The following is a 21726-nucleotide window of genomic DNA, read 5'->3' as shown; positions in this document are numbered from 1 at the left end:
ACTCATTACTTGAACGATATATACTAATTTTGCTTTTTACGCATATTTGCTTTGAGCATCTTTTTACGCAAACGAATACTTTCAGGAGTTACTTCGATAAGTTCATCAGGACGAATCCACTCCATACAATATTCAAGTTCCATAATTTTTGGCGGCGCTAACTTCACAGAATCATCAGTTCCTGATGCACGCATATTGGTTAATTTTTTTGCTTTAGCCGGATTAACATCGAGATCATTATCACGGCTATGCTCACCAATAATCATACCTTGGTATACTTTATCTGATGGCTTCACAAACAAAATACCCCGTTGCTGCAAATTATCAAGAGCATACCCGGTTACTGTACCATTTTCCATAGATATCAGTGCACCTTTGGTACGTGATGGAATTTCACCTTTATACGGTTTGTACCCTGCAAAACTATAGTTTGCAATTCCAGTTCCACGAGTATCAGTCAAAAACTGCCCACGGAAACCGATTAAACCACGTGATGGCACTTCATACTCTAAACGAATACGACCATCATCATATGGATGCATATGTGTTAATTCTGCTTTACGTTGACCAAGTTTTTCCATCAATACACCTTGATATTCTTCAGGTACATCGATTACCAACAGCTCCATAGGCTCATGTCTTACACCATCAATTGTTTTATAAATAACTTCCGGCGCAGAAACTTGCATTTCAAAACCTTCACGACGCATGTTTTCAATTAAAATACCCAAATGTAATTGACCACGTCCTGAAATTTTAAACGTTTCTGCTGATTCAGTAGGTTCAACTTTTAATGCAACATTAGTCAACAACTCTTTTTCCAAGCGATCTTTGATTTGACGCGAAGTAAGCAATGAACCCTCTTTGCCTGCAAATGGCGAATCATTAACCGAAATAAACATCGTTAATGTTGGCTCATCAATTGCAACATATGCATACGGCATTGGATACTCTGGTTCACAGATAGTAGTTCCAATAGTTACAGGCTCAGTAAAACCGGTAACACAAACAATATCACCAAATGAAGCAGAATCAGCCTCAACACGATCTAGCCCAACGAATTTCATAATTTTGGTGATTTTCATTTGCTTGCTAACAAAGTCATCTTTGCATAATACAATTGAATCACCCACAGACATTTTGCCATTAAACACACGACCAATAGCGATGGTGCCTAAAAAATCTGAATAAGCTAGATTAGTTGTTAAAAATTGTAAATGCTCTGAAGTTTCTTTTGGTGCCGGAATAGTATTAATAATTGTATCAAAAAGAAGTTTCATAGAGTCAGTTTTTTTATTTGGATCATCGGTAACAAAACCTAATTTTGATGAACCATATAAAACAGGATATTCAAGTTGATCTTCAGACTCAGCTAAATCTAAAAAAAGATCCGCGATTGCTGCTTCAGTATTTGCAGTGTCAGCATCTTTACGATCAATCTTATTTATCATGACAATAGGCTTCAAACCTAATTTTAATGCTTTTTGCAGTACAAAGCGTGTACCGGGCAAAACCCCTTCTGCCGCATCAACTAATAATAAAAACCCTTCAACCATTTGCAATGTACGCTCAACTTCACCACCAAAATCGGCGTGACCCGGGGTATCGACAATATTGATTGCATATTCGCCATACTTTAAACCGGTGTTTTTAGCCAAAATGGTTATTCCACGCTCTTTTTCAAGATCGTTAGAATCCATTACGCGATCAACTTCCTGATCTTTCAGCGTACCTGACTGTCTTAATAATTTATCAACAAGTGTCGTTTTTCCATGGTCAACATGGGCAACAATAGCAATATTACGTAAATTTGAACGTTCTTTTTCCATAGCACATCATATGTTAAGGGGGGTTAAAAAAGGGTTTATCCTAATTGTAACACAAATAACGGTTCTGTCCATAAATGACCCTGATATAAAACAACTAACCATTGATCTACATGCAGAAAATGAGCCATAATAACAAAAAAGGAGGTTTTGATGAAATATAGATATCTTTTCTTACTGTTTGTATTACCTATACATGCTCAAACTTTAAAGCAACGCTATGATCAATTGATGAAAAATCCCGGCTACCAAGGGATGTCATACATTGAAATAGCTGCGGATATTGAGGACTTTGAGGGCATTCGCCATTTTGCCTATAAAGCAACACAAGAACAACTAACTAAAGCTCGTGAGCTCCTCGTAAACAAAGCAGATATTCTTGCAATAAATATTAAAGAATTACATAAAAAGCTTCTCAAAGCGGTCAGCAAAGGTCTTGCATCAAGCAAACTCTACAAAGCACGTAATCTTGAAAAAAGGCTAAAAAATGAAATTCGAGATTTAAATCGTCGCATAAAAAAGGAGGCATTATGAGAATAACAAACACACTGACACTTTCAGTTTACTTGGCAAGCTCAATGCTTATTTGTGCTGCTGCAAATAATAATGACCATCCATTTGTAAAACGCTATAAAAAATTACAAATGGATACACGCTATAAAGAGTATTCATTCCTTGAAATCGCAGCATTAAAAGATGACCTTGAAGCCCTGAGATATTTTATTAAAGCTGGATACGATGGCGAGAATCTTAAGCTAGCAAGGGAAATATTAGAAAAAAATAATGCAACTTCACAAAATACAATCGATCATTTAAAGCACAAAAAGAACAAACTAAACAGGTTTTGGCGTAAAAAAGATAACAGCATAAAAACAGAAATTGAAAGGCTAGAAAAAGAGCGTGAGCAACGAAATGAAATCATACAACTCATAACAAACAAAAAAAATAATTAAAAATGCAAAAAGAGCCGGCTAAAAACCGGCTCTTTTTGAAGTCTAATTTCAAAACTAGAGCCCTTCGATACGCGCCCTACCGGGTCTCGCACTTCCAGGCTTCGCTAAACCTGCCCTTCGAAGTTTTTAACGAAATAAGGAAGCTACGCCGGACACAGTAAAACAGGCGGAAATACGACAGTATTAGTCTTAGTATCTTGGCGATGTATAAGGCAGTAGGCCCATTGTACGAGATTTCTTGATCTCTCTTGACAAGCGACGTTGCCATTTGCAGCTATTACCTGAAATACGTGAAGGTAAAATTTTACCACGCTCGGTCAAAAAGCCTTTCAAAAATGAAGCATTTTTGTAGTCAATTTGTTGCTGCATTTCAGGACTATTGCAAAAACGACAATGTTTTTTTGCCCCAAATGATTGTTTGCGAAACTTCTTTTTTGAAAGTCTCGCGCTCATTTTTAATTTAATTTTTTTTGTCATGATATTCCTTTAGAATTAAGCTTCAGCTGAAATTTCAGTTGTTTCTTCTACCTTAACCTCTTTTACTGGCTTTTCATCCGATCTCTTTTTGTTGTCAAGTGAAAGAAGTCCTTCCATCTTGTTCTCACGCAAAAAGCTATCGACATCATGCGCCGGTGTATCTTCTAATGATTGAGGGCGTTGATATGCAAGTGAAGCATTAACATCAAGCTTTGAAATTATATGACGCATAACAACATCATTCAATTTAACTGCAAAAATAGCTTTCAGCTCTTCTAACAACTCTGACGGCTTTGATTCAATTTCGAATCGAATCAAAAAATACACGCCATAATCATTTTTTTCAATAGGATATGCCAAGCGGAATTTGCCCCAGCGCTCAAAGGAAATGACAGCTCCTTTGAATTTTTCAATCGTTTTTTCCAAACGATCTTCAAGCTGTTTTACTTCGTCACCTGTTATTTCAGGCACAGAAAGCATTAAAATCTCGTAACGTAACATGTAGTATACTCCTATACTAACTGGAAGTGTTTATATATTAATAATCACTATAAGACTCGAAATAAGCCTTATTTAGTATATTTTGCTGATTTGTACACAAATCAAACAAATATGTAAAAATAAGAATACCAGAAAGACCGATTAATGCTAGTCTTTCTGGTATTCTGTACTTTTTTTAGCAAATATTATGCAAGCTTTTGATGGCGTTGGATCACACGACCAATAATTCTAAAATGATCTTTACCTCTAATCAATGCAATTGGAGGACTTTTGTGATTCACTGATTCCAATACAATAAAGTCTTCAGTATAGGTAACCTGCATAATTGCTTTTACCTGTGTATCATTACCATATTCAACAGCTGCGATATCACCTGAACGTGTCCAGATCTCTGGAGATACGATCAAATAATCACCTTTAACAAAGGTTGGTGCCATTAAATTGTTTTCTACACACAATGAAAACATTGCGTTATCATTTGTATTAAGCACGGGTACAAAAACATCTTTGTAACCTGTAGTTACCTGCATAAGTTGATTGTTATATGGAGATGGATTTGATGGAATTTCTCCCACAACAGGTACAACATGCACACGCAATTCAACATTTGATTCTTCCGGCATACTAACATTGCTATCAATATTATCAGTACGTTGACGACGCTGTGCAAATAGATCAATCGGTGTTACTTCAAAAGCATTGGCCAATTTTCGCAAAGAATCTTCATTCCAGCGTCTTGTGCCATTCTTTATATGAGTTAAATAACTTTCAGACATTCCTGTCTTTTCAGCCAAAATTTTAGTTGTCCAGCCTTTTTCTCTGAGCAACTCTTTTACTCTAAGAGCTGTAGATGACATAGCAAACTCCTTAGCTTATCTTATATTTATATGGTTAAATTTACTGCCTTATTTCTAATTGTACTCAATATTTTCCCATTGTCAACCTAAAAAGTCGCTTTTTGACAAGAAAAAAATGTCAAAAAAGAGCTATGTCATGGCTCATAAACCTGAAAAGGGCTATATTTTAGCACTAAATGCCATTCATACAATAAATGCTTTATTGCCAATTTTTATACATTTAAAAATGAATCAAATGATTTTCGTTTTTGCTTTAAAGCTTGCTCAAAAAGATCTAAAAGCTGCTTTTTTTCATCTAAATAAGGATTTTTTATGCTTGGCGCTCCATCTGCTATTTTTTTCTGCACCACCGGAACATAAGACAAAATGATATAATCTATCGATTTTTTTATCTGATCTATTCTGTCAGGGTTTCCTTCCTGCTGTATATATGCAGTTAAATCGGCGAATGCTTGTTCGATAGTTGCAACTGAAGGCTTTTGATTATCATTCCATGCTGCTTCCGGCCACAAAAGAGTAAACGAATCCATAATCTGCTGCAGCGCATGCTTAGCATCACTGCGTAAATTTTGTGCAAATCCATCCAGACTCCATGGCACCTCTCTCTTTTGATCTCTTGATATTATTTTCAAATCAAAGCCATCTTGTGCACACACCGTATTACACAAAACAGATAAAAACAATATAGAACATATATTCATCTTTTCCCCTTTTTTTTATAATTTTTCGTCCGGTTCTAAGTATAATGCACCATTACACTTAGAAAAAAGAGTAGACATTTTTTTGACAGAAAAACCGATCATTGATATCATTAAATCGCACAGAATATATTCATCCTGTTACGTGTGGCAAAACCTCGCCAAGACGTAAGCTTATCAAAGAGCACATGATTCATAAAAACAAGAGACTCAACAAAAAAAAACGCCCTTTCGTGAAAAAAAATAGCCATGAATATTTTGCTTGGGAACAAAACCAAGTAGTTTGCGGCATTGATGAAGTTGGTCGGGGCTGCTTGGCAGGCCCATTAGTAACCGCTGCAGTTATATTACCTCCTAACACATCATATCGATTGCTCAAAGATTCCAAAGAAATGACACAAGAAGAACGACTGCAGGCACATAAATGGATTACCAAAAATTGTTACTATAGTTACGGAATTGTGCACCACCGCATTATTGATAGACATAACATTTGGCATGCAACACTTATTGCTATGCGCCGTGCTGTTATGAATTTACTTGCAATTGCACCTAAACCACAATCAATTGTTGTCGATGCAATGCCATTAAATCTACAAAATAGTTGTTATAACGACATCCCTATACATCATTTTCCATTCGGAGAAAAGAAATCAAGTTCAATTGCAGCTGCATCAATCATTGCAAAAGTGAAACGTGACGCCATGATGGAACAGATGAACCGATATTTTCCTCACTATATTTGGTACACCAATAAAGGTTATGGAACAAAAAAACATAAATGGGCACTGGCAGAACATGGCTCTGTAATTGTTCATCGCAAAACGTACTTAAAAAATCTTGTATTAATTAATAAAATCAATGATCCTGATAAACAACAAGAACTTTTTTAAGACATTAAAAAAAGGTCAATATGAACCCAGCACCATTTGCAGAAATTATTGAAAGCTCTTTACATAACTTCACCGCTCAAAGTTGGCAATGGGACAGATTTGCTCATTTTGGATCTTTAGTAAAAGTTGATTCCGGCACAAAACAGATTTTTGCTGTAGTCCATCAAGTACAAACCGGATCTATGGATCCTAACCGTGCACCATTTGTATATCAAAAAACTGAGCAAGAACTCCTAAAAGAACAACCTCAAATTTTCTCTTTTTTAAAAACCACTTTTTCATGTTTAATATTAGGCTATCAAGAAAAAGGGAGCATACAGTATACCATTAGCCCCGAACCGCCAAAAATCCATGCGTTTGTGAGCCCTATGGATACCGATTCATTAAAAACCTTTTTTTATCAAGACACCTACTTGCACACATTATTCAATGCAGCAGACCAAATTTGTAATCTTGATGAACTATTATTGGCACTATTTAAACAACAAAAAGAACTCGGCATTTTAAATAAAACAAAACTACATCAACTCATTGAAACATTCTCAATACTGAGCGGCAATGACTATCGTCGCCTGAAACTTTTTTTACAACGAGTGCAACCAATTGTACAAAACTGTTGATTTTGTATCATTACCTACATATGTCTAAAATATGGCGTATTAAAATTATAAGGGGTAAAGATGCGACATTTTTTATTATGCCTATGCACAATATCATTACCACTAAACGCGATGGACGGTTTTTTGCCAACAGCTTTTACTGCCGCAGCAATGAGTATTTTTACCGGAACGGCTGTTCATAAACATAAGCAACAAGAACTCGAACGCATACAGCATGAACTCGATGTCCTTCAAGAAAAAATTGGCATACAAGATCAACTTTTACACCAATTGCGCCATCAGGGATGCTTAATAAAAAAAGATGGCAAAGAATATGTTTGCAATCCACTAAACAACTTTATAAATAGATCAATCTTACAAGATGAACTTAATATACAAAACGCTCTGCACATGCTAACATCAATCCCTACTTTTAATATTAACGATATTGATGAAAAAGGTGATATTGCTCTACATATTGCAGCACGAGCAGGAAAAAACAAAGTTGTTTCATTTCTACTGGATCATCACGCACGTATTAATGCAAAAAACTTGCACGGACAAACACCTTTAATATGCGCTGCAAAAGCTGGTAATGCATGCACTATTTCTTTGTTACTCAAAAAAAAAGCCTTACCTAATATTGCCGATGATCTGGGTATGACACCATTGCATCATGCCGCACAGTTAAGCACACCAAAAATCATTGGCCTCTTGCTCACAGCACCTGCAACAAAAGAGATTATTGACACTGTTGATAAATATGGTAAAACACCATTAATCTATGCAATAAACAGATTACATATTCCAACTATTACTATTTTATTGCGTTCAGGAGCAAATCCTAACGTAAAAGATGTACGAGGCATGACCGCAATGCACTATGCTGCACAAACCGGCAATACCGAATTAGCAATACTATTATTAAAATACAGCGCTAATATCAATACAGAAGATAATAAAAAAGAAACGCCTCTCTCACTAGCATTAAAAGCGGATAAAGAAGAAATGGTTAATTTTTTATTATCACAAAGCACCACCCATAAAGAAGGCAAAAAGACTGAATCAATTGAATATTCTGCACACCATATTTCAGCATTACATAGATGCACAGATATAAAAGATGAAAAAAAAAGAGAAAAGGCGGTCACCTTATTACTCAGCCAGTTAAACACCCGAAACACAGAACCTGAATGCAACATATGCTATGAAACACCTGCTGATAAAGAAAAAACAGTAATAGATGTTTGTTTTTATTTCAGTTGCTGCAGTAAAATGATTTGCGCCGACTGTAAACCGAAAATAGAAGAGCCCGAAAAAGAAAAAAACGAATGCCCTTTTTGCAACCAAGAATATGAGCTCTTAAAAAGCTCGCTCGAAGTTGATAAAAAATAAAATTATGTCATCATAAAAAAACAGATTTATATGTATAAAAATTCGAGGAGAATGCCATTTTAAAAAAAATAATAGTTTTATGCTTAATGCTACCATTTCTAGCTAAATGCTGCGCACGCACTGATCCCAATAGGATTGGATTCTATCTTTTAGAAAAACAAACTGATGAACAAGCTGCAATGCTCAAATTATTAGATTATTGCATTGCAATCAAACAAGAAAAATGTCAGATAACTATTGATCTCTTTGTACAGAATCGAACGACATTCGACCATTATCAATCTGACATACTCAACATACAGCAAGAAATCGCAGATAAAAAAGATGCATACCAGTTTGTTAAATCTGAACAAATATACACCTATTTCATCCAATTTTGCAAAAAATCTAAACTAGAGCGATCACCCGGCAAAGAAATATTTAATCAACAAGAGATACAACAAGAACGAGCACGCAACAAGGTCTATAGCAATTTCATTAAAGAAATACAGGACAAAATAAATGCCGACATACAATTAATAGAAACGTGTAAACAAATAATAAATAAAGAAGACAAAGAAGAAGAAGAACCAAGAAAAAAAGCTCGTTACAACTGAATTTGTTTCATGCTATACTGACATAAACATATATAACCTGCAAAATACGAAAGAAGCATCATGTTCAATTTTTTCAAAAACAGTTTTTCTAAAATTTATAATACCGTTACCAGCAAACTGGGTGCATTATTTGGCAAAACTACTATTGATGCAGATACACTCAAAGAACTCGAGTTAATCTTACTGCAAGCAGATACCGGTGTGAAAACAACACGCACTATTATCGCAACATTAACAAAAGCTCACGCATCAGGAAAGATACAAGGCGGCACAGAATTAAAACAAGCACTTGAAGCTGAACTTCTTAATATCTTAAACCAACAAAAGCCGAACATTGATTGCAATGTAATTTTACTTGTTGGCATAAACGGAAGCGGTAAAACCACATTCGCCGGCAAACTGGCACACAAAGCACAGCAAGAAGGTAAAAAAACATTATTTATTGCCGCAGACACCTTTCGTGCTGCCGCACCTGAACAACTTTTACAATGGGCACAAAAAACCGACACCCAAATCGAACTTGGCAAAACCGGCCAAGATCCTGCATCAGTTGTTTTTACCGGATGTGAACGTTTTAAAAACGAAAACTTTGATCAATTAATCATTGACACCGCAGGCCGCTTGCAAACAAAAACAAATTTAATGCGCGAACTTGAAAAAATAAAACGCGTAATCGCAAAACAGTTGCCTGATGCTAACATATGTACATTGCTTACCATTGATGCAATGCTGGGACAAAACTCATTTGAACAAGCTCAGCTGTTTAATGAAAGCACTGATGTATCCGGCGTGGTACTTACCAAAATGGATGGCACCGGTAAAGGTGGCATTCTATTTTCTGTCACCGATCAACTACATATTCCCATTGCCTATATCTCATTTGGTGAAACACCGGATGCTTATAAACTGTTTAATGCACAACAATATGTTCAAGAACTATTACAAATATAACTTGAGCGTTTCATAATGAGAAAAACAAAATATTATTTATTAAGCTTAATGCTTTCTTTGCAACTACAAGCACTTGATAATTGGAAAACAGTCGCGCCATGGATATCACCTATAATACCCGCTGCAGCTGCCGGATATTTATATTGGCAACATCAGCAACAACAAAAAACTACTGCATCACTTCTTAAAGACAAACAAGACCTAACAGATACAATAGAAAAACAACAATCTCGCATAACACTGTTGCGCCTAAAAAATGACCAGTTAAAAATGAGGAGAGAACAATTATATCAATCTACACAAACTGCTCAACAAATAATTGATACACTCACTCAAAAACATAATGCTAAAAAAGAACAACAGGAAAAGCTCTTATTAAAATTGTATCAATGTGTACTAGCGGCACCCGAAACATCACAACTGACCATCGCTAAAAACATTCTCAACAACACTCCAGAGATAATGCACTATAGATACAAAGGAAAGAATCTCATGCATCACGCAATGCACTACCATCGAATTGAACTGCTTTCTTTTTTGATCCATCATGAAAAATATGAAATATTACTTGATACTTCTGACACAGATAGTATCACACCACTCAAACTTATTTCTCATCAAAGAGACAATAAATCACTTCTTGAAGCCGCTTATGATAAAAAACAAATGCCACTTTGTACAAAATTGATTGCATTAGGCGCAGGTGATTATACGACAACTAATAAACTTTTTGAAAGAGAATCTCTCAAAAGCCTTGAACAACAAATGATATGCCTCCACGAACTGCGCATACGCCAAAACATTGCAGACAATGGCTGTCTTATTTGCATAGAACCGATTGATAAAGATAATGTCACAATTCACAATTGTTGCTATACAGCCTCACATTTTGCCTGTGCTATACAAGCAGAAGAGCACAAGCCCTCTTGCCCTAAGTGCCGCAAGGAACCATTTGAATTAATCACATCAAAAACACTTGGCAATCAAAAAAACTTTGCCATAGGATTGCAAAAAAGTTTTCAATAAAAAATAGAAAAAAATACCTTTTTTAAGAGAAAAAAATAAGAATAGCCGCTAGCTCTCAAACCTGTCACAACTGTCTATTGACAAAACCTCATTTATGTATATAATTAACAATAGAAATAAAAAAAGATAAAGGCATGGGGAAATGGAGGTTTCCTCTCTTTTATATATAAAAAAAGAGGTGAAAATATGAAGAAATTAATCCAATTAAAAAAAATGAAAAGAAAGCTTTTTTTCTGCTCTCTTTTACTGGCTCTATTGCCTGCACAAAGTTTTGTTGATCAAGCAATGATCAAAGATTTACTCATGCAGCATGGTAAACACACCTACGCAGCTCTCATCGTAGTTGACAATAATCGCACTCAACGTTTTGAGCTTCGTTCAGGAATTAAGCAGAATAAAAATACTGCCTATCGTAAAGCTATAGTTAACGATGAACCTAAAACTCAACAAACTAAAAAAACAACTATACCAAAAAAACTGATCTCTATCGGTAAAGATGACCTGCTCAATCCACAACAATTACAACAAAAAATCAATAGTGCCGATAAAGAACAAAAGCAGAAAATTTTACGCGATATGATTAAAGAGATTGCAAAATACACAAACAGTTGGTTTGGAAAACAAGGCATTAAGTCTGCAATTAAAAAACATCCGCAAACGGCACGCATAATAACAGAGCTTGCAAAAGAACATATAATCCAACTCGCTCAAACATCACAGCAAGCGCCTCTAGTGCTCAAAGAGTTATTAAAACACAAGACTATTGCACAACCGATAAAACAATGCATTGTCGCTCATGCACAACAGCTACAAAATACAACATATGGACCGGCTATAGTCACCATATGCGCACAGGCATAAAAAAGAATAACCTATGAAAAAAATTCTTTTTTTATTAACTATATGCGCAGCACAAACAGATGCATTTAATGCACGCATGTTTATGCCTTTTTTGCGCACATCACAACGAACATTTGTACAATTAAATCGTACACAATATGCAGCACAAAAGTATGCACAGTTGCGCCAAGTGCATAGAATGTTTTACCCGAATAACATTAAAATACAGATGCCAAAACCTGTTATAAAAACTCCGTTTTGGAAAAACATGTTCAACAATAGGCATGCTCAATACAAATACTGGTTCAATAATATACAGAACTCCTTAAGAAACAGAGCACATCAATATATATCGTCAATAAAAAAAACTACCGCCACCTTATTTGCAGGCATGGGAATCACTACATGTGATCAAGAAAAAAACATATGGAATCAACATATTGAAAAAAAAGATTTTTCAATAAGCAAAGCGGAACTGAATGATCATGAACTTTTACGCTCAAGGTTAGCAACATTTACTGATCAAGAAAAACCATCTCAAGCAGTTGCTGCAATGAAATATCTTGCAAGTTTTTTGGATAATGGTTTTTGGCAACGAACATTCAAAAAGATTGTACTCTATTATCCCGATACCGTTAATGTTGTGATCGAATTTCTAATAGAGCAAATGCCATACATTGCTCAACATAATGCCGAATCACCTGAAGTTATTACTTTTTTACTTGAGCATAATTCAGCATGCGCACAGCCAATAATGAAATATATTAAAAAGAATAAAGCATCACTGAAAAAAGCAAAACATGGTCCTAAACTTATTGCTTTACTCGATACAAAGTAAGATTGTATTGTGTTATGCTTATATAGTATAAAGCTATAAAATAAAGAACTGATTACCATGCACATTCAAAAACATATAACATGCATTACCGAAAAACTTATGCCTACATTGCATGATAAAATAGTGTGCAATCAATATGCTTGGTGGCTCCTTGAGCATCTTACACAAAAAACAAAAACTGATTTAATAATCCAATCTCAAATCGAATTAGATGAACATCAAGAAAAACTATTGCAAACATGGATTAATCAGATAGTAAATGAGCACAAACCGATTGCATATATTTTGGGCAATGTTCCATTTGGTGATTTAACAATTAATGTTAAACCTCCTGTACTTATTCCACGTCCTGAAACTGAGCAATGGATAATTGACTTGATTGAACAGATAAAAAAAAGTAATGCACAAAAATTACAGATTTTAGATCTGTGTACAGGCTCAGGTTGCATTGCACTACTACTTGCACATGAACTTCCTGATGCAATCGTTTACGCATTAGATATTGCCGATGAGGCGATTGCGCTTGCACAACAAAACGCATCATTGCATAACATCAAAAATCTTCACATCATTACATCTGATCTTTTTGAGCAACTGCCCAACATAACATTTGACATCATCGTAACCAATCCGCCATATATTGGCACCTCCGAAAAGCTTGATACATCAGTTATTGCATGGGAAGATAAGCGCGCATTATTTGCCGATGATAATGGCATTGCATTAATACAAAAAATTATTGAACAAGCTCCTGTATATATTCATGAAAATGAAATATTACAACAACAAAACATTGGACAACTGTATATTGAAATTGGATGGCAACAAGGACAAGATGTTAAAAAATTGATGCAAAAAAATCAGTATACTGCTATAACTATTGAAAAAGATAGCGCATCCAAAGATCGTGTTGTTTCCGGGAGAATCAACAATGTGGCCATTGCCGGCAATAAAAAATGAACATATACAAGTCGTACTCAACCAAAATAATGTCTCAATCTATTGGATAAAGCCAGCCATTTCTTATCCGGCTAAACTACAAACCTATGAGCAGCATGAAATCCCCATGAGTGATAGCGTTCTCATGTATAATTCAACTGCATTACGAAGTTATATACGTACATTTGCAGATAACCACAATCTAAATAATGCCTATATAAGCTTTATATTAGGAGCTGATTTAATTCAAGAACAGATCATAAAACATTCAAAAAGTGATCCAACGCCACATGAGCTCATCGGCCAAAAAGAAAAGCATAAAAGATATTACGATCGCTATATTGGGCCTTACGAAGACCATTATCTATTTTATATTTGCACAGCAGCACATCCGCTCATTTTGCAATTACAGATGCTCAACATGCAATTGCCATTACATGTGCATCATATAAGCCCACCATTGAGTGTACAAATTACATTATATAAACATCTATACAAAGACACTTTCAATCAAGCACGGTTAGCACAAGAAGTTAATCAAAAAAATGCGAGCATTCCTTCAATTTTTTCACTCGAATTTTTGCGTCGATCTTTAAAAACTGATCGACCAATTACCCATGATGATCTTAATTTATTTTATGCTTTAGGTAGCTTTTTTGGAGCACAGATATGAAACCGATTAATTTTATTAAAACAAAAAATCACACTGAACAACAAGCTATGCATCGTTGGTTTTGGCACTCTTGCATCCTATTAATTACCTTATTGATCTGCTTAAGCATAATACAAATGCGCCTTTTTTTTACTTATAAAAACGCACAAGAAGAACTTCAACGCCTCAAGCCGATAGAAAAACAGTTAAACAGTTGCTTAACTGAAAAACGCACACTCAAAGAAACTACAAAAATACTAAAAAATAAACTTGCAAAAACAAATCGCATAAAACATAAACCAAAAAATCCTGCCGATCTTTTGCAAACATTAAACCAGTCACCCTCAGACATTGCTATACATAACATTTCATTAAATAAGAAGCAGTTAGAGATAACCGTTCTTGCACCTCATACAAAACAGATACTAGAGTATGCAACAAACCTACAAAAAAATACTCTATTTGATCAAGTTAATGTCGGATCAATTGAACAGATAAACAATCAAATTAAAGGACTTTTACAAATCAAAATCAAATGATTTACTTCATTTGTTGTTGTATTATGCGCACATTAATTTCATGCCACATTTCAGCCCACAAGCGTAATGTATCTCTATCTGTATGTTTACTTTTCCAATCAATAATAATACTCAATGGGCCATTCATTATATCTTGCGCATCTTTAATTGCAAAAGGATGCCCTGCATCATGCGCTTTTAAATAAAGCATCACAACAGAGCTATAGGCTCCTTCCAATTCAGGAAACATGTCTCTTTTTGATCCTTTTTTTGATAATAAAACATCAGCTGTCCGTGCCCCCAATACAGCCGCCATATAAAACTCTTTCGCCGATTCTGAAATACCTTCATTGCCCCTTTTTATCAACAATGATTCAACATCTCTATAGTGATTTTTATCACTTGGCACTTGTTCTAATTTATCTTTTAATAACTCCAAAGACTCGTCAGTTGCATTGCGATAAACACTATTTTTATCCAATAACACTTCAATCAAATGCTTAACCAACTTGTCTCTTCCTGTTTCATCAACCGCAAGATCTTTTTCTAATTGGTTTACTGAATAAGCCGGCACCGGTTGTTGCTGACCTTGCATATCAATAAATGGTAACATGTCTGACCAACGTGGGTCTTGCAATAACTTCAGACGTGAGGCAAGCTGCAAACAGGAATGCAATTGATGTCTCGCATCAGAATGACCTTTTTGGTACTCTTGCAAAAATGATTTTGCTATCGCAAAACAAGCAAGCTCAAACTGACGCAAGCGCTCACTATCTTGTATTCCTGCAAGACTCTGTTCGATTTTTTCTTTTTGCCGTAAAAGTTGTGTAAAAAGATCTTCATCATATTCTTCTTGTTGCTCCGGATCATCATGCAAGCGGCTGTGACTTCTTGTCTTTATGTGCTGACGTGCAATAAACTCTGCCCATTGTTCACCTAAATTACCTTTTTTTGCACCATCTACGTCATCTGAAAAAAAACTTTCAACGTTAGCACATGCCAACATGGGCATGAAACCTAATAAAAAAATAAAATAGTTCTTCATAATACTCCCCTATAAGCATAATTATCCACATCGATTTTAACTTTAATACATTTATTAATACAATATATTTAAAGAATCTGTTAAACTTTATGCAACATATATAATTTTTTACAAAAGTTTTTTATCATGCACAAAATACATAAGCTCCCTACTCATGAGGCACAAAAAATAGCAGCCGGTGAAGTAGTTGAACGTCCATCAAACCTACTCAAGGAACTGCTTGAAAACGCTATTGATGCGCAAAGCAGTAAAATTGCTATTCACATTAAAGATGGCGGGAAAGAACTTATTCGTGTTGTTGATAATGGATATGGCATGTCACCTGAAGATGCGATACTATGCTTTGAACAACATGCGACAAGTAAAATTACACATGTTGACCAACTACAAGAAATTGTAACATTTGGCTTCCGTGGTGAAGCACTTGCCAGTATTGCAGCTGTAGGAAAAACAACGTTAATCACTAAAGAAAAAACAGCTGAGCATGGTACCAAAATTCACATCGAGCAAAATAGTATCATACAAAAAGAAAATGTTTCTGCAATCAATGGTACTGATATCTCAGTAAAAGATATTTTTCATACCTTACCCGCTCGTCAAAAATTCCTAAAAAAACGTGAAACTGAATGGCGACAAATTCAACAACTATTCTTTGCTGTAGCTTTAGCTCATTTGCATATCGACTTCAAACTATATGCTGAAGATAAACTCATATATAACTGCACCGGTACTGATACCATTGCACAACGATGGCAACAGCTATTTGACCACCATACGGCACAGCAAATGATTACGGCAACACACGAAGCATTCGGAGTCAGCATGAAGGGTCTGATTTCCGATCATCAATTACAGCGTTACGACCGTAACAGCATCTATCTGTTTGTGAATAATCGATGGATAAAAGACAGCAAACTAACGCGTGCATTTATTAAAGGCTATCAAAATGTATTGCCCCCTGCACGTTATCCTACCGGATGCTTGTTTATTACCATCGACCCACAAGAAGTTGATATCAATATTCATCCTCGCAAAGAAGAAGTACAATTTTTGCACCCACGCCGCGTTGAACGTGAGATACAAATATGCATCACTCAAGCATTAGAACAACAACTTTCAGCACAATTGAATAAAACAGTACATATAAAACAAAATGTGCCCTTTGAATCGCAACCGCACACTCAACCTACACCAACATTTTCATCTTCATCAAATACTCATTTTTCACCATTTAACTTTGATGAATACTTAAACAAACCTGCCTTTGCACCAACTGATACAACATTAAATTCAACCATATCAACACCGGAAATTAATAACGTTGAACAACTAAACGATCACTCTGATCCTCATCAAGCAATTACCGAAGAAAAAAATTCAGTATTACCTGAATCTGCAAAGCAACAATATGAACTAATTGGCCAATACAAAAAAACATATCTTTTACTCGAGCAGGAAAATGGACTGTTTTTACTTGATCAACATGCTGCTCACGAACGTATTTTATATGAACAATTTGTTGCACAACACAATAACGTAACAAAAGTACAATTACTTTTCCCTCAAGTTCTTACGCTGCCAAAAGAAGATATAAGCATTATAGAAAAACATATAACATTATTTTCTCGTTATGGCATTGAACTGGAGCCATTTGGTGAAGATACTGTAAAAATTCAAGCGACACCGGTCCACTTAAAAAACGTTGCTCTTGATGACATTATCAAACAAACCGTTGGCTGGATTAATGAATATAAAGAACTCGCTTCTGAACAATTTGAAAAAGAAATGCAAAAAAAATTATATGCCGACATGGCATGTAAAGCTGCAGTAAAAGCCGGCGATACCTTGAGCCGTGAACAAATGCAACAACTGCTTGTTGATCTCGAAAAAACTGAGAATCGTTTCTTATGCCCTCATGGACGCCCTACCAGTTTTTTATTTCATCACGATGAAATAAAAAAGAAATTTAAGCGAGATTATCGTTCACAAAAAACCGATACATAAATAAAAAAGAGAGCCAATTGAAATCGGCTCTCTTTTTACTTCTTAATATTTTTAAAACTAATCTAATTGAGATGTTGGCACTGCAAGGCGCCCTTCTTCACTCAATTGGCGATAAACACTCATCCATAGCACTAAATTAAAAGGCATAACCAATAAATAGACAACCCAATTTAATGATATAAAGCTTAAACATAAAATAAACACGAGCAAAAGCAGAACCATCGCCCATTCATGCCCTTTGGTTATATGCCAACTTTTTTTGAAACTTTCAATAACCCCTGCATCTTGATCAACAATAAAACATGGGAAAAACATAAAACGTAATATAAGATATATACCGGGGACAATAAAAAGCATAAAAGCAGGAATCAACATGAGCATCAATAAAACACAACCCGCTAACATCTTAAATGTTTGTGAAAGTGAACCGGAAAAAAGCTGTGAGACATTACTACTGCCTGTATCATACAGATCGAATAAGACACGCACCAGACCGATCCATAACCAAATAGAAACTAATGACACAAGCAATAGCGCAAGAAAACCATACCTAAACAACGAAACATTCTCATTAATAAACAATGTAATTGCCTGTTGTTGTAATTGTGGCGTTGCACCATTCAAACCAGACCATAATGAAGAAATGCTTTGAAAACTAATAAGCGGTGAAAAAGAAAAAAAACCTACAAGCGCAAGAATACTCCAATAAAGCAATGTTGCCGGAACAACTACGCTCGCATTATTAAGTATCAAATTAAAAGAACGCTTGACAGCAATTGAAAGTGAAAGTCTTGTATTCATAAAACATACTCCAAAAAAAAGTTTTAATATAAGCTTCCCATGGGCTCAATGTAACATATTACCCAAAGAGAAAACAATATTATGTGAAATAATAAAAAGTTAAAAAGGACGCGTTCCACTAAACCAACGCATCACATAAAAAGTCAACGGAGGCTTCCCGCGCAACGAAAGCCCATAATTTATAATATAAAAAGCCGCGATTGCCAAACCAGCTTTCAAAAGCCATTCACCTGCAGCTAACAAGAATAATAAAGCGCCAAAAACAATATATAACATTCCGAGTGTCTTATTACTATTTTTATACATAAATTGTCCTGAATAAAAAAAGCTCATGTATAGATACTAAAGTATAATTCTATTTACTTTTATGTGCAAACATTCAAAAATAAAATAGGAAAACAAAAACACAAACTCATGTTAAAATTTCTTAGCATACTCAATTAATAAATTTTTAATGAATTCATTATCTTCTTGAATCAGATCACTTGGCTTTTGGCCCTTCAAATTCTCTATTGTTGGATCAGCTTTATTAATCAACAATTTCATAACAACTTGAGGATCACCTTTTTGAACTGCATAATGCAAAGCAGTATTTCCATTGCGATCAACAACATTAACTATCTTTTGAGCCCCATGAGCAAACAACAAATGTAATATATCTAAACGATCATGCATCGCAGCTACATGCAATGAAGTAAAACCGGTTAATTTATCAACAAATATAGGTTTTCTTTTTAGTAAAAAACGGCGAACACCACGTTCATCGCCCTCCTTAATTGCTTTTAAAAAATTAAGCTTATTATTTGCCGTTACTGCATGTCGATCTTCCAAAGGTAAGCTCGATTCTGACGGCTCAAATTCTTCTGACTCAACAAGACTTTTTAAATTAATTTGAGCAGCTTGCCTAAGTAAAGGCGATCTACTACCATCTGCTCGCAATAATGAAGCATAACTTATAAAAATCAACATCCACATAATTTTCTTCATGAAAATACCCTTTTCTTTCAGATCACTTCGACCATTATTTCATATTATACATTATAAAGTAAAGTCTATACAAAAAGCAATAACATTAAAAAATCCCTCAGTTAAAACTGTTTTATTAAAAAAAGCATACATTTTTTAGCTATTTTATAGCCAAAACAGATAAATTTAAAAAAAGTATAGCTATTTCCTATTTGAATTTAATATATTGATGTTAATAGCTGTATCTTAACTATTTTTAGGTGTTTTGAATAAATATAATAAAAAAAGGAGCTTAATCATGGCTTTTACTGCAAAATCTAAAAAAAGTGGCAAAACCTACCACTTGCACACAAAAGAAGTGAAATTGGCCGGTGGTCGCCTACAAAGAATTTACTATTTTGCTGGGGAAGCCGGTGAAAATGCTTTAGACACTCTACCTGCAGGGTATGAAGTGTTTGAAAACAAACGCACCGGCTTGCCAATGTTACGCAAGAAAAAATAAGCATAAATATATAAAAAAGGTGGGCGGGATATAATGTTCATATCTCCCGTCCACCTTTTTTATACACATTCAACTCTATTTTGATAAAGGCCCACTCAACAACTGTTCAAGAGACGCAATATATTGTGATTTATTATTCGTTTGCTGCAATCCACTTTTTAATGCAAGAACCTTTGCTGCGTCAACACCGGAAGACAATAACACTCCAGTAAACTCAGCAGTCAAACGATTCAATCTCATCTCCATCTCTTGAGCTTCTTTTTTATTACTAGTGGTGCTACATGTTATAGCAGACTCTTTTAACTGAAACAATCCTTCATAAAAATGTACCAAATCTTTAGATGATCGCGGCGTAAGCGGCTGAGCTTCTGTATTTGCTTTTATGCAAAAACAAGAAACAAGAAATAATGTTATCAGCTTTCTCTTTAAAATATTACTACCAATCATCTTTAAATCCTTTTTTTTTAACTACAAAAATAAACCGACTTATCCAGGCCAAAGTAATTAAAAATCCAAGAAGCTGCCGCTATATACATATAAATACCAAAAAAAACATTAAATGGAAAAGTTACACCTAGAGAATGACTCAAAGCCAATGGTACATTCGCCTGAGGATAACTTTGGCGGAGTGATGCAGGAACGGCAATATAAGAAGCACTTGCAGCTAACACCATAAGTAAAATAACACCACCCAAACTTAACTGGAATATTAAACCAAACAATAAGCCAAGAGATGCGCCTATTAGTGACAATCCAATAGAATGCAACACAATTTCTTTATAATGCTTCTTAATCAAACTAAACTGATCACCAACTAAGATGCCCATTTCAACCAAAAAGACCGCCAATATCCATTTGAATGGATTAAAAAATAAAGGTTCAATAACATCAATACCATAAGGCCCAAAAACATAACCGAAAGCAATGCTTAACAATAAAACATAGACACTCTTACAACTCAAAGCATTAAAAAAACTACGCATAAACGACTGATTTCCATGATAGATATTTTTCAACATTAACGATGCAATAATTATTGCAGGAAATTCCATCAGTGCTACAAATAACGGCATAAATGATTCATAGTCAATACCAAGATGCTCTAGCATCGCAATTGCAACGGCAAAAGTTCCCACACTGACCGATCCATAATGAGCTGCAATCACAACACAATCAGCCTTGTTATACGAACCAAAATGATCAAGCAAAAAATATGCCAAAAAACAGATCCCGATGCTTAAAAGTAAAATGCCCAAAACTTGAACCAACAATGAAAGACTTGCCCAAGTACAAAGCTCAAGCCCTCCTTTTAGACCAATAGATATAAGTAAAAAAACACTCACACTATCATATACGAGTCTAGGCATTTTCAGAGATGGAAATATCAATTTTATAAAAATACCGCATAAAAAAAACAGAACAATCGGATCAATACACATAGTTTTTCCGGTTAAAACATTAGTTATAAAAGGGAATACAAGAGGACTTAATATCTCTATACTAGCAAAAAGCCGGTTTTTCATCAATTCCGGCCGGATACAACCATTGCTAATATATCCTTTGCCGATTGTTCAACAGATATTTTTATTACTTACGCAAGACCTTCATCACAAGTGATGCAACAAACAAAAGCAAGAAGATGAAAAATAATAATTTTGCGATTTCTACCGACACAATACTAATGCCGCCAAATCCTAAAGCTCCGGCAACTATAGCTAGTATCAAAAAAATTACTACCCAATCGATCATTTGGAACCCTTTCTTTACTTAGTTTTGTGATTCTTTCCTATATATATTACATTGCGATACACTCAAAGCTCAACAATATTATCCGGACTAAAAACATGAT

At 35.0% G+C, this 21726-nt stretch carries 27 protein-coding genes; 15 read left to right on the top strand and 12 right to left on the bottom strand.

The window, feature by feature from the left end; translation table 11 throughout:
* Positions 1-23 precede the first annotated feature (23 nt).
* Positions 24-1829, bottom strand: coding sequence for a translational GTPase TypA (gene typA / locus WD055_01055; protein MEX0848798.1), 1806 nt, complete (start codon positions 1827-1829; stop codon positions 24-26).
* A 150-nt stretch (positions 1830-1979) separates the two neighbouring features.
* Here typA and WD055_01050 point away from each other — a divergent pair, with 150 nt between their 5' ends.
* Positions 1980-2360: a hypothetical protein gene (locus WD055_01050; GenBank protein ID MEX0848797.1), complete on the top strand. Its 381-nt coding sequence runs from the start codon at positions 1980-1982 to the stop codon at positions 2358-2360.
* Entirely contained in the window at positions 2357-2779 is a 423-nt protein-coding gene (locus tag WD055_01045) for a hypothetical protein (protein MEX0848796.1), read from the top strand. The genes WD055_01050 and WD055_01045 overlap by 4 nt, the downstream gene beginning before the upstream one ends.
* 189 nt (positions 2780-2968) lie before the next feature.
* Here WD055_01045 and rpsR read toward each other — a convergent pair whose 3' ends face one another.
* From rpsR to WD055_01025, 4 genes are all read right to left on the bottom strand, one after another.
* Complete coding sequence (rpsR, locus tag WD055_01040) at positions 2969-3256, bottom strand: 30S ribosomal protein S18 (GenBank protein MEX0848795.1); 288 nt, start codon at positions 3254-3256, stop codon at positions 2969-2971.
* A gap of 15 nt (positions 3257-3271) precedes the next feature.
* Positions 3272-3757, bottom strand: a complete 486-nt coding sequence (gene rpsF / locus WD055_01035; protein ID MEX0848794.1) for a 30S ribosomal protein S6 — start codon at positions 3755-3757, stop codon at positions 3272-3274.
* Between the two features lie 185 nt (positions 3758-3942).
* Entirely contained in the window at positions 3943-4614 is a 672-nt protein-coding gene (locus tag WD055_01030) for a S24 family peptidase (GenBank protein ID MEX0848793.1), read from the bottom strand.
* Positions 4615-4826: 212 nt separating this feature from the next.
* Entirely contained in the window at positions 4827-5315 is a 489-nt protein-coding gene (locus tag WD055_01025; GenBank protein ID MEX0848792.1) for a hypothetical protein, read from the bottom strand.
* A 230-nt stretch (positions 5316-5545) separates the two neighbouring features.
* Between WD055_01025 and WD055_01020 the strand changes: the two genes are divergently transcribed.
* From WD055_01020 to WD055_00970, 11 genes are all read left to right on the top strand, one after another.
* Complete coding sequence (locus WD055_01020; GenBank protein ID MEX0848791.1) at positions 5546-6205, top strand: ribonuclease HII; 660 nt, start codon at positions 5546-5548, stop codon at positions 6203-6205.
* Between the two features lie 20 nt (positions 6206-6225).
* The gene (locus WD055_01015) at positions 6226-6825 is read left to right on the top strand and encodes a hypothetical protein (protein ID MEX0848790.1); all 600 of its coding nucleotides are present in this window, start codon (positions 6226-6228) and stop codon (positions 6823-6825) included.
* Between the two features lie 60 nt (positions 6826-6885).
* On the top strand, positions 6886-8199 hold the full coding sequence (locus tag WD055_01010) for an ankyrin repeat domain-containing protein (protein MEX0848789.1): 1314 nt from the start codon (positions 6886-6888) through the stop codon (positions 8197-8199).
* An 86-nt stretch (positions 8200-8285) separates the two neighbouring features.
* On the top strand, positions 8286-8795 hold the full coding sequence (locus WD055_01005; protein ID MEX0848788.1) for a hypothetical protein: 510 nt from the start codon (positions 8286-8288) through the stop codon (positions 8793-8795).
* A 60-nt stretch (positions 8796-8855) separates the two neighbouring features.
* The gene (gene ftsY / locus WD055_01000; GenBank protein MEX0848787.1) at positions 8856-9746 is read left to right on the top strand and encodes a signal recognition particle-docking protein FtsY; all 891 of its coding nucleotides are present in this window, start codon (positions 8856-8858) and stop codon (positions 9744-9746) included.
* Positions 9747-9761: 15 nt separating this feature from the next.
* Entirely contained in the window at positions 9762-10772 is a 1011-nt protein-coding gene (locus WD055_00995; GenBank protein MEX0848786.1) for a hypothetical protein, read from the top strand.
* A gap of 186 nt (positions 10773-10958) precedes the next feature.
* On the top strand, positions 10959-11633 hold the full coding sequence (locus tag WD055_00990; protein MEX0848785.1) for a hypothetical protein: 675 nt from the start codon (positions 10959-10961) through the stop codon (positions 11631-11633).
* A 13-nt stretch (positions 11634-11646) separates the two neighbouring features.
* Positions 11647-12450: a hypothetical protein gene (locus WD055_00985; protein MEX0848784.1), complete on the top strand. Its 804-nt coding sequence runs from the start codon at positions 11647-11649 to the stop codon at positions 12448-12450.
* Between the two features lie 57 nt (positions 12451-12507).
* Positions 12508-13410 (top strand): peptide chain release factor N(5)-glutamine methyltransferase, encoded by a 903-nt coding sequence (gene prmC, locus WD055_00980; GenBank protein MEX0848783.1) that lies wholly within the window; start codon positions 12508-12510, stop codon positions 13408-13410.
* Entirely contained in the window at positions 13382-14062 is a 681-nt protein-coding gene (locus WD055_00975) for a hypothetical protein (protein ID MEX0848782.1), read from the top strand. The genes prmC and WD055_00975 overlap by 29 nt, the downstream gene beginning before the upstream one ends.
* Entirely contained in the window at positions 14059-14580 is a 522-nt protein-coding gene (locus WD055_00970; GenBank protein MEX0848781.1) for a PilN domain-containing protein, read from the top strand. Before WD055_00975 ends, WD055_00970 begins: the two co-directional genes overlap by 4 nt.
* Position 14581: 1 nt before the next feature.
* Here the strand turns inward: WD055_00970 and WD055_00965 are convergent, their stop codons facing one another.
* On the bottom strand, positions 14582-15604 hold the full coding sequence (locus tag WD055_00965; protein MEX0848780.1) for a hypothetical protein: 1023 nt from the start codon (positions 15602-15604) through the stop codon (positions 14582-14584).
* A gap of 126 nt (positions 15605-15730) precedes the next feature.
* Here WD055_00965 and mutL point away from each other — a divergent pair, with 126 nt between their 5' ends.
* Positions 15731-17608, top strand: coding sequence for a DNA mismatch repair endonuclease MutL (mutL, locus tag WD055_00960; protein MEX0848779.1), 1878 nt, complete (start codon positions 15731-15733; stop codon positions 17606-17608).
* A 57-nt stretch (positions 17609-17665) separates the two neighbouring features.
* Here the strand turns inward: mutL and WD055_00955 are convergent, their stop codons facing one another.
* The 3 genes from WD055_00955 to WD055_00945 form a co-directional block, all read right to left on the bottom strand.
* Positions 17666-18409, bottom strand: a complete 744-nt coding sequence (locus tag WD055_00955; protein ID MEX0848778.1) for a hypothetical protein — start codon at positions 18407-18409, stop codon at positions 17666-17668.
* Between the two features lie 99 nt (positions 18410-18508).
* Positions 18509-18715, bottom strand: coding sequence for a hypothetical protein (locus WD055_00950; GenBank protein ID MEX0848777.1), 207 nt, complete (start codon positions 18713-18715; stop codon positions 18509-18511).
* A gap of 111 nt (positions 18716-18826) precedes the next feature.
* Entirely contained in the window at positions 18827-19396 is a 570-nt protein-coding gene (locus tag WD055_00945) for an ankyrin repeat domain-containing protein (protein ID MEX0848776.1), read from the bottom strand.
* 277 nt (positions 19397-19673) lie between these two features.
* On the opposite strand from WD055_00945, the gene WD055_00940 reads away from it, so the two are divergent.
* On the top strand, positions 19674-19877 hold the full coding sequence (locus tag WD055_00940) for a hypothetical protein (GenBank protein ID MEX0848775.1): 204 nt from the start codon (positions 19674-19676) through the stop codon (positions 19875-19877).
* Between the two features lie 75 nt (positions 19878-19952).
* On the opposite strand, the gene WD055_00935 is transcribed toward WD055_00940, so the two are convergent.
* From WD055_00935 to WD055_00925, 3 genes are all read right to left on the bottom strand, one after another.
* Complete coding sequence (locus WD055_00935; protein ID MEX0848774.1) at positions 19953-20324, bottom strand: hypothetical protein; 372 nt, start codon at positions 20322-20324, stop codon at positions 19953-19955.
* Between the two features lie 17 nt (positions 20325-20341).
* Entirely contained in the window at positions 20342-21316 is a 975-nt protein-coding gene (locus WD055_00930; protein ID MEX0848773.1) for a sodium-dependent bicarbonate transport family permease, read from the bottom strand.
* A 148-nt stretch (positions 21317-21464) separates the two neighbouring features.
* Positions 21465-21626: a DUF1328 domain-containing protein gene (locus tag WD055_00925; protein ID MEX0848772.1), complete on the bottom strand. Its 162-nt coding sequence runs from the start codon at positions 21624-21626 to the stop codon at positions 21465-21467.
* Positions 21627-21726: the final 100 nt, after the last annotated feature.

Source organism: Candidatus Dependentiae bacterium (assembly GCA_040878395.1).
GTDB lineage: Bacteria > Babelota > Babeliae > Babelales > Vermiphilaceae > JAKBEL01.
The sequence above is the reverse complement of the archived record's forward strand: the minus strand, read 5'-3'. Positions and strand labels throughout refer to the sequence as shown.

Excerpts from the sequence above, each read along its gene's own strand:
- rpsR (MEX0848795.1), bottom strand. The coding sequence starts at position 3,256 with ATGACAAAAAAAATTAAATTAAAAATGAGCGCGAGACTTTCAAAAAAG.
- WD055_00955 (MEX0848778.1), bottom strand. The coding sequence starts at position 18,409 with ATGAATACAAGACTTTCACTTTCAATTGCTGTCAAGCGTTCTTTTAAT.
- WD055_00950 (MEX0848777.1), bottom strand. The coding sequence starts at position 18,715 with ATGTATAAAAATAGTAATAAGACACTCGGAATGTTATATATTGTTTTT.
- WD055_00965 (MEX0848780.1), bottom strand. The coding sequence starts at position 15,604 with ATGAAGAACTATTTTATTTTTTTATTAGGTTTCATGCCCATGTTGGCA.
- WD055_00995 (MEX0848786.1), top strand. The coding sequence starts at position 9,762 with ATGAGAAAAACAAAATATTATTTATTAAGCTTAATGCTTTCTTTGCAA.
- WD055_01025 (MEX0848792.1), bottom strand. The coding sequence starts at position 5,315 with ATGAATATATGTTCTATATTGTTTTTATCTGTTTTGTGTAATACGGTG.
- WD055_01050 (MEX0848797.1), top strand. The coding sequence starts at position 1,980 with ATGAAATATAGATATCTTTTCTTACTGTTTGTATTACCTATACATGCT.
- prmC (MEX0848783.1), top strand. The coding sequence starts at position 12,508 with ATGCACATTCAAAAACATATAACATGCATTACCGAAAAACTTATGCCT.
- WD055_00970 (MEX0848781.1), top strand. The coding sequence starts at position 14,059 with ATGAAACCGATTAATTTTATTAAAACAAAAAATCACACTGAACAACAA.
- typA (MEX0848798.1), bottom strand. The coding sequence starts at position 1,829 with ATGGAAAAAGAACGTTCAAATTTACGTAATATTGCTATTGTTGCCCAT.
- WD055_01030 (MEX0848793.1), bottom strand. The coding sequence starts at position 4,614 with ATGTCATCTACAGCTCTTAGAGTAAAAGAGTTGCTCAGAGAAAAAGGC.
- rpsF (MEX0848794.1), bottom strand. The coding sequence starts at position 3,757 with ATGTTACGTTACGAGATTTTAATGCTTTCTGTGCCTGAAATAACAGGT.
- WD055_00930 (MEX0848773.1), bottom strand. The coding sequence starts at position 21,316 with ATGTGTATTGATCCGATTGTTCTGTTTTTTTTATGCGGTATTTTTATA.
- WD055_01005 (MEX0848788.1), top strand. The coding sequence starts at position 8,286 with ATGCTACCATTTCTAGCTAAATGCTGCGCACGCACTGATCCCAATAGG.
- WD055_00975 (MEX0848782.1), top strand. The coding sequence starts at position 13,382 with ATGTGGCCATTGCCGGCAATAAAAAATGAACATATACAAGTCGTACTC.
- WD055_00990 (MEX0848785.1), top strand. The coding sequence starts at position 10,959 with ATGAAGAAATTAATCCAATTAAAAAAAATGAAAAGAAAGCTTTTTTTC.
- WD055_00985 (MEX0848784.1), top strand. The coding sequence starts at position 11,647 with ATGAAAAAAATTCTTTTTTTATTAACTATATGCGCAGCACAAACAGAT.
- WD055_00940 (MEX0848775.1), top strand. The coding sequence starts at position 19,674 with ATGGCTTTTACTGCAAAATCTAAAAAAAGTGGCAAAACCTACCACTTG.
- WD055_00945 (MEX0848776.1), bottom strand. The coding sequence starts at position 19,396 with ATGAAGAAAATTATGTGGATGTTGATTTTTATAAGTTATGCTTCATTA.
- mutL (MEX0848779.1), top strand. The coding sequence starts at position 15,731 with ATGCACAAAATACATAAGCTCCCTACTCATGAGGCACAAAAAATAGCA.
- ftsY (MEX0848787.1), top strand. The coding sequence starts at position 8,856 with ATGTTCAATTTTTTCAAAAACAGTTTTTCTAAAATTTATAATACCGTT.
- WD055_01010 (MEX0848789.1), top strand. The coding sequence starts at position 6,886 with ATGCGACATTTTTTATTATGCCTATGCACAATATCATTACCACTAAAC.
- WD055_00925 (MEX0848772.1), bottom strand. The coding sequence starts at position 21,626 with ATGATCGATTGGGTAGTAATTTTTTTGATACTAGCTATAGTTGCCGGA.
- WD055_01015 (MEX0848790.1), top strand. The coding sequence starts at position 6,226 with ATGAACCCAGCACCATTTGCAGAAATTATTGAAAGCTCTTTACATAAC.
- WD055_00935 (MEX0848774.1), bottom strand. The coding sequence starts at position 20,324 with ATGATTGGTAGTAATATTTTAAAGAGAAAGCTGATAACATTATTTCTT.
- WD055_01045 (MEX0848796.1), top strand. The coding sequence starts at position 2,357 with ATGAGAATAACAAACACACTGACACTTTCAGTTTACTTGGCAAGCTCA.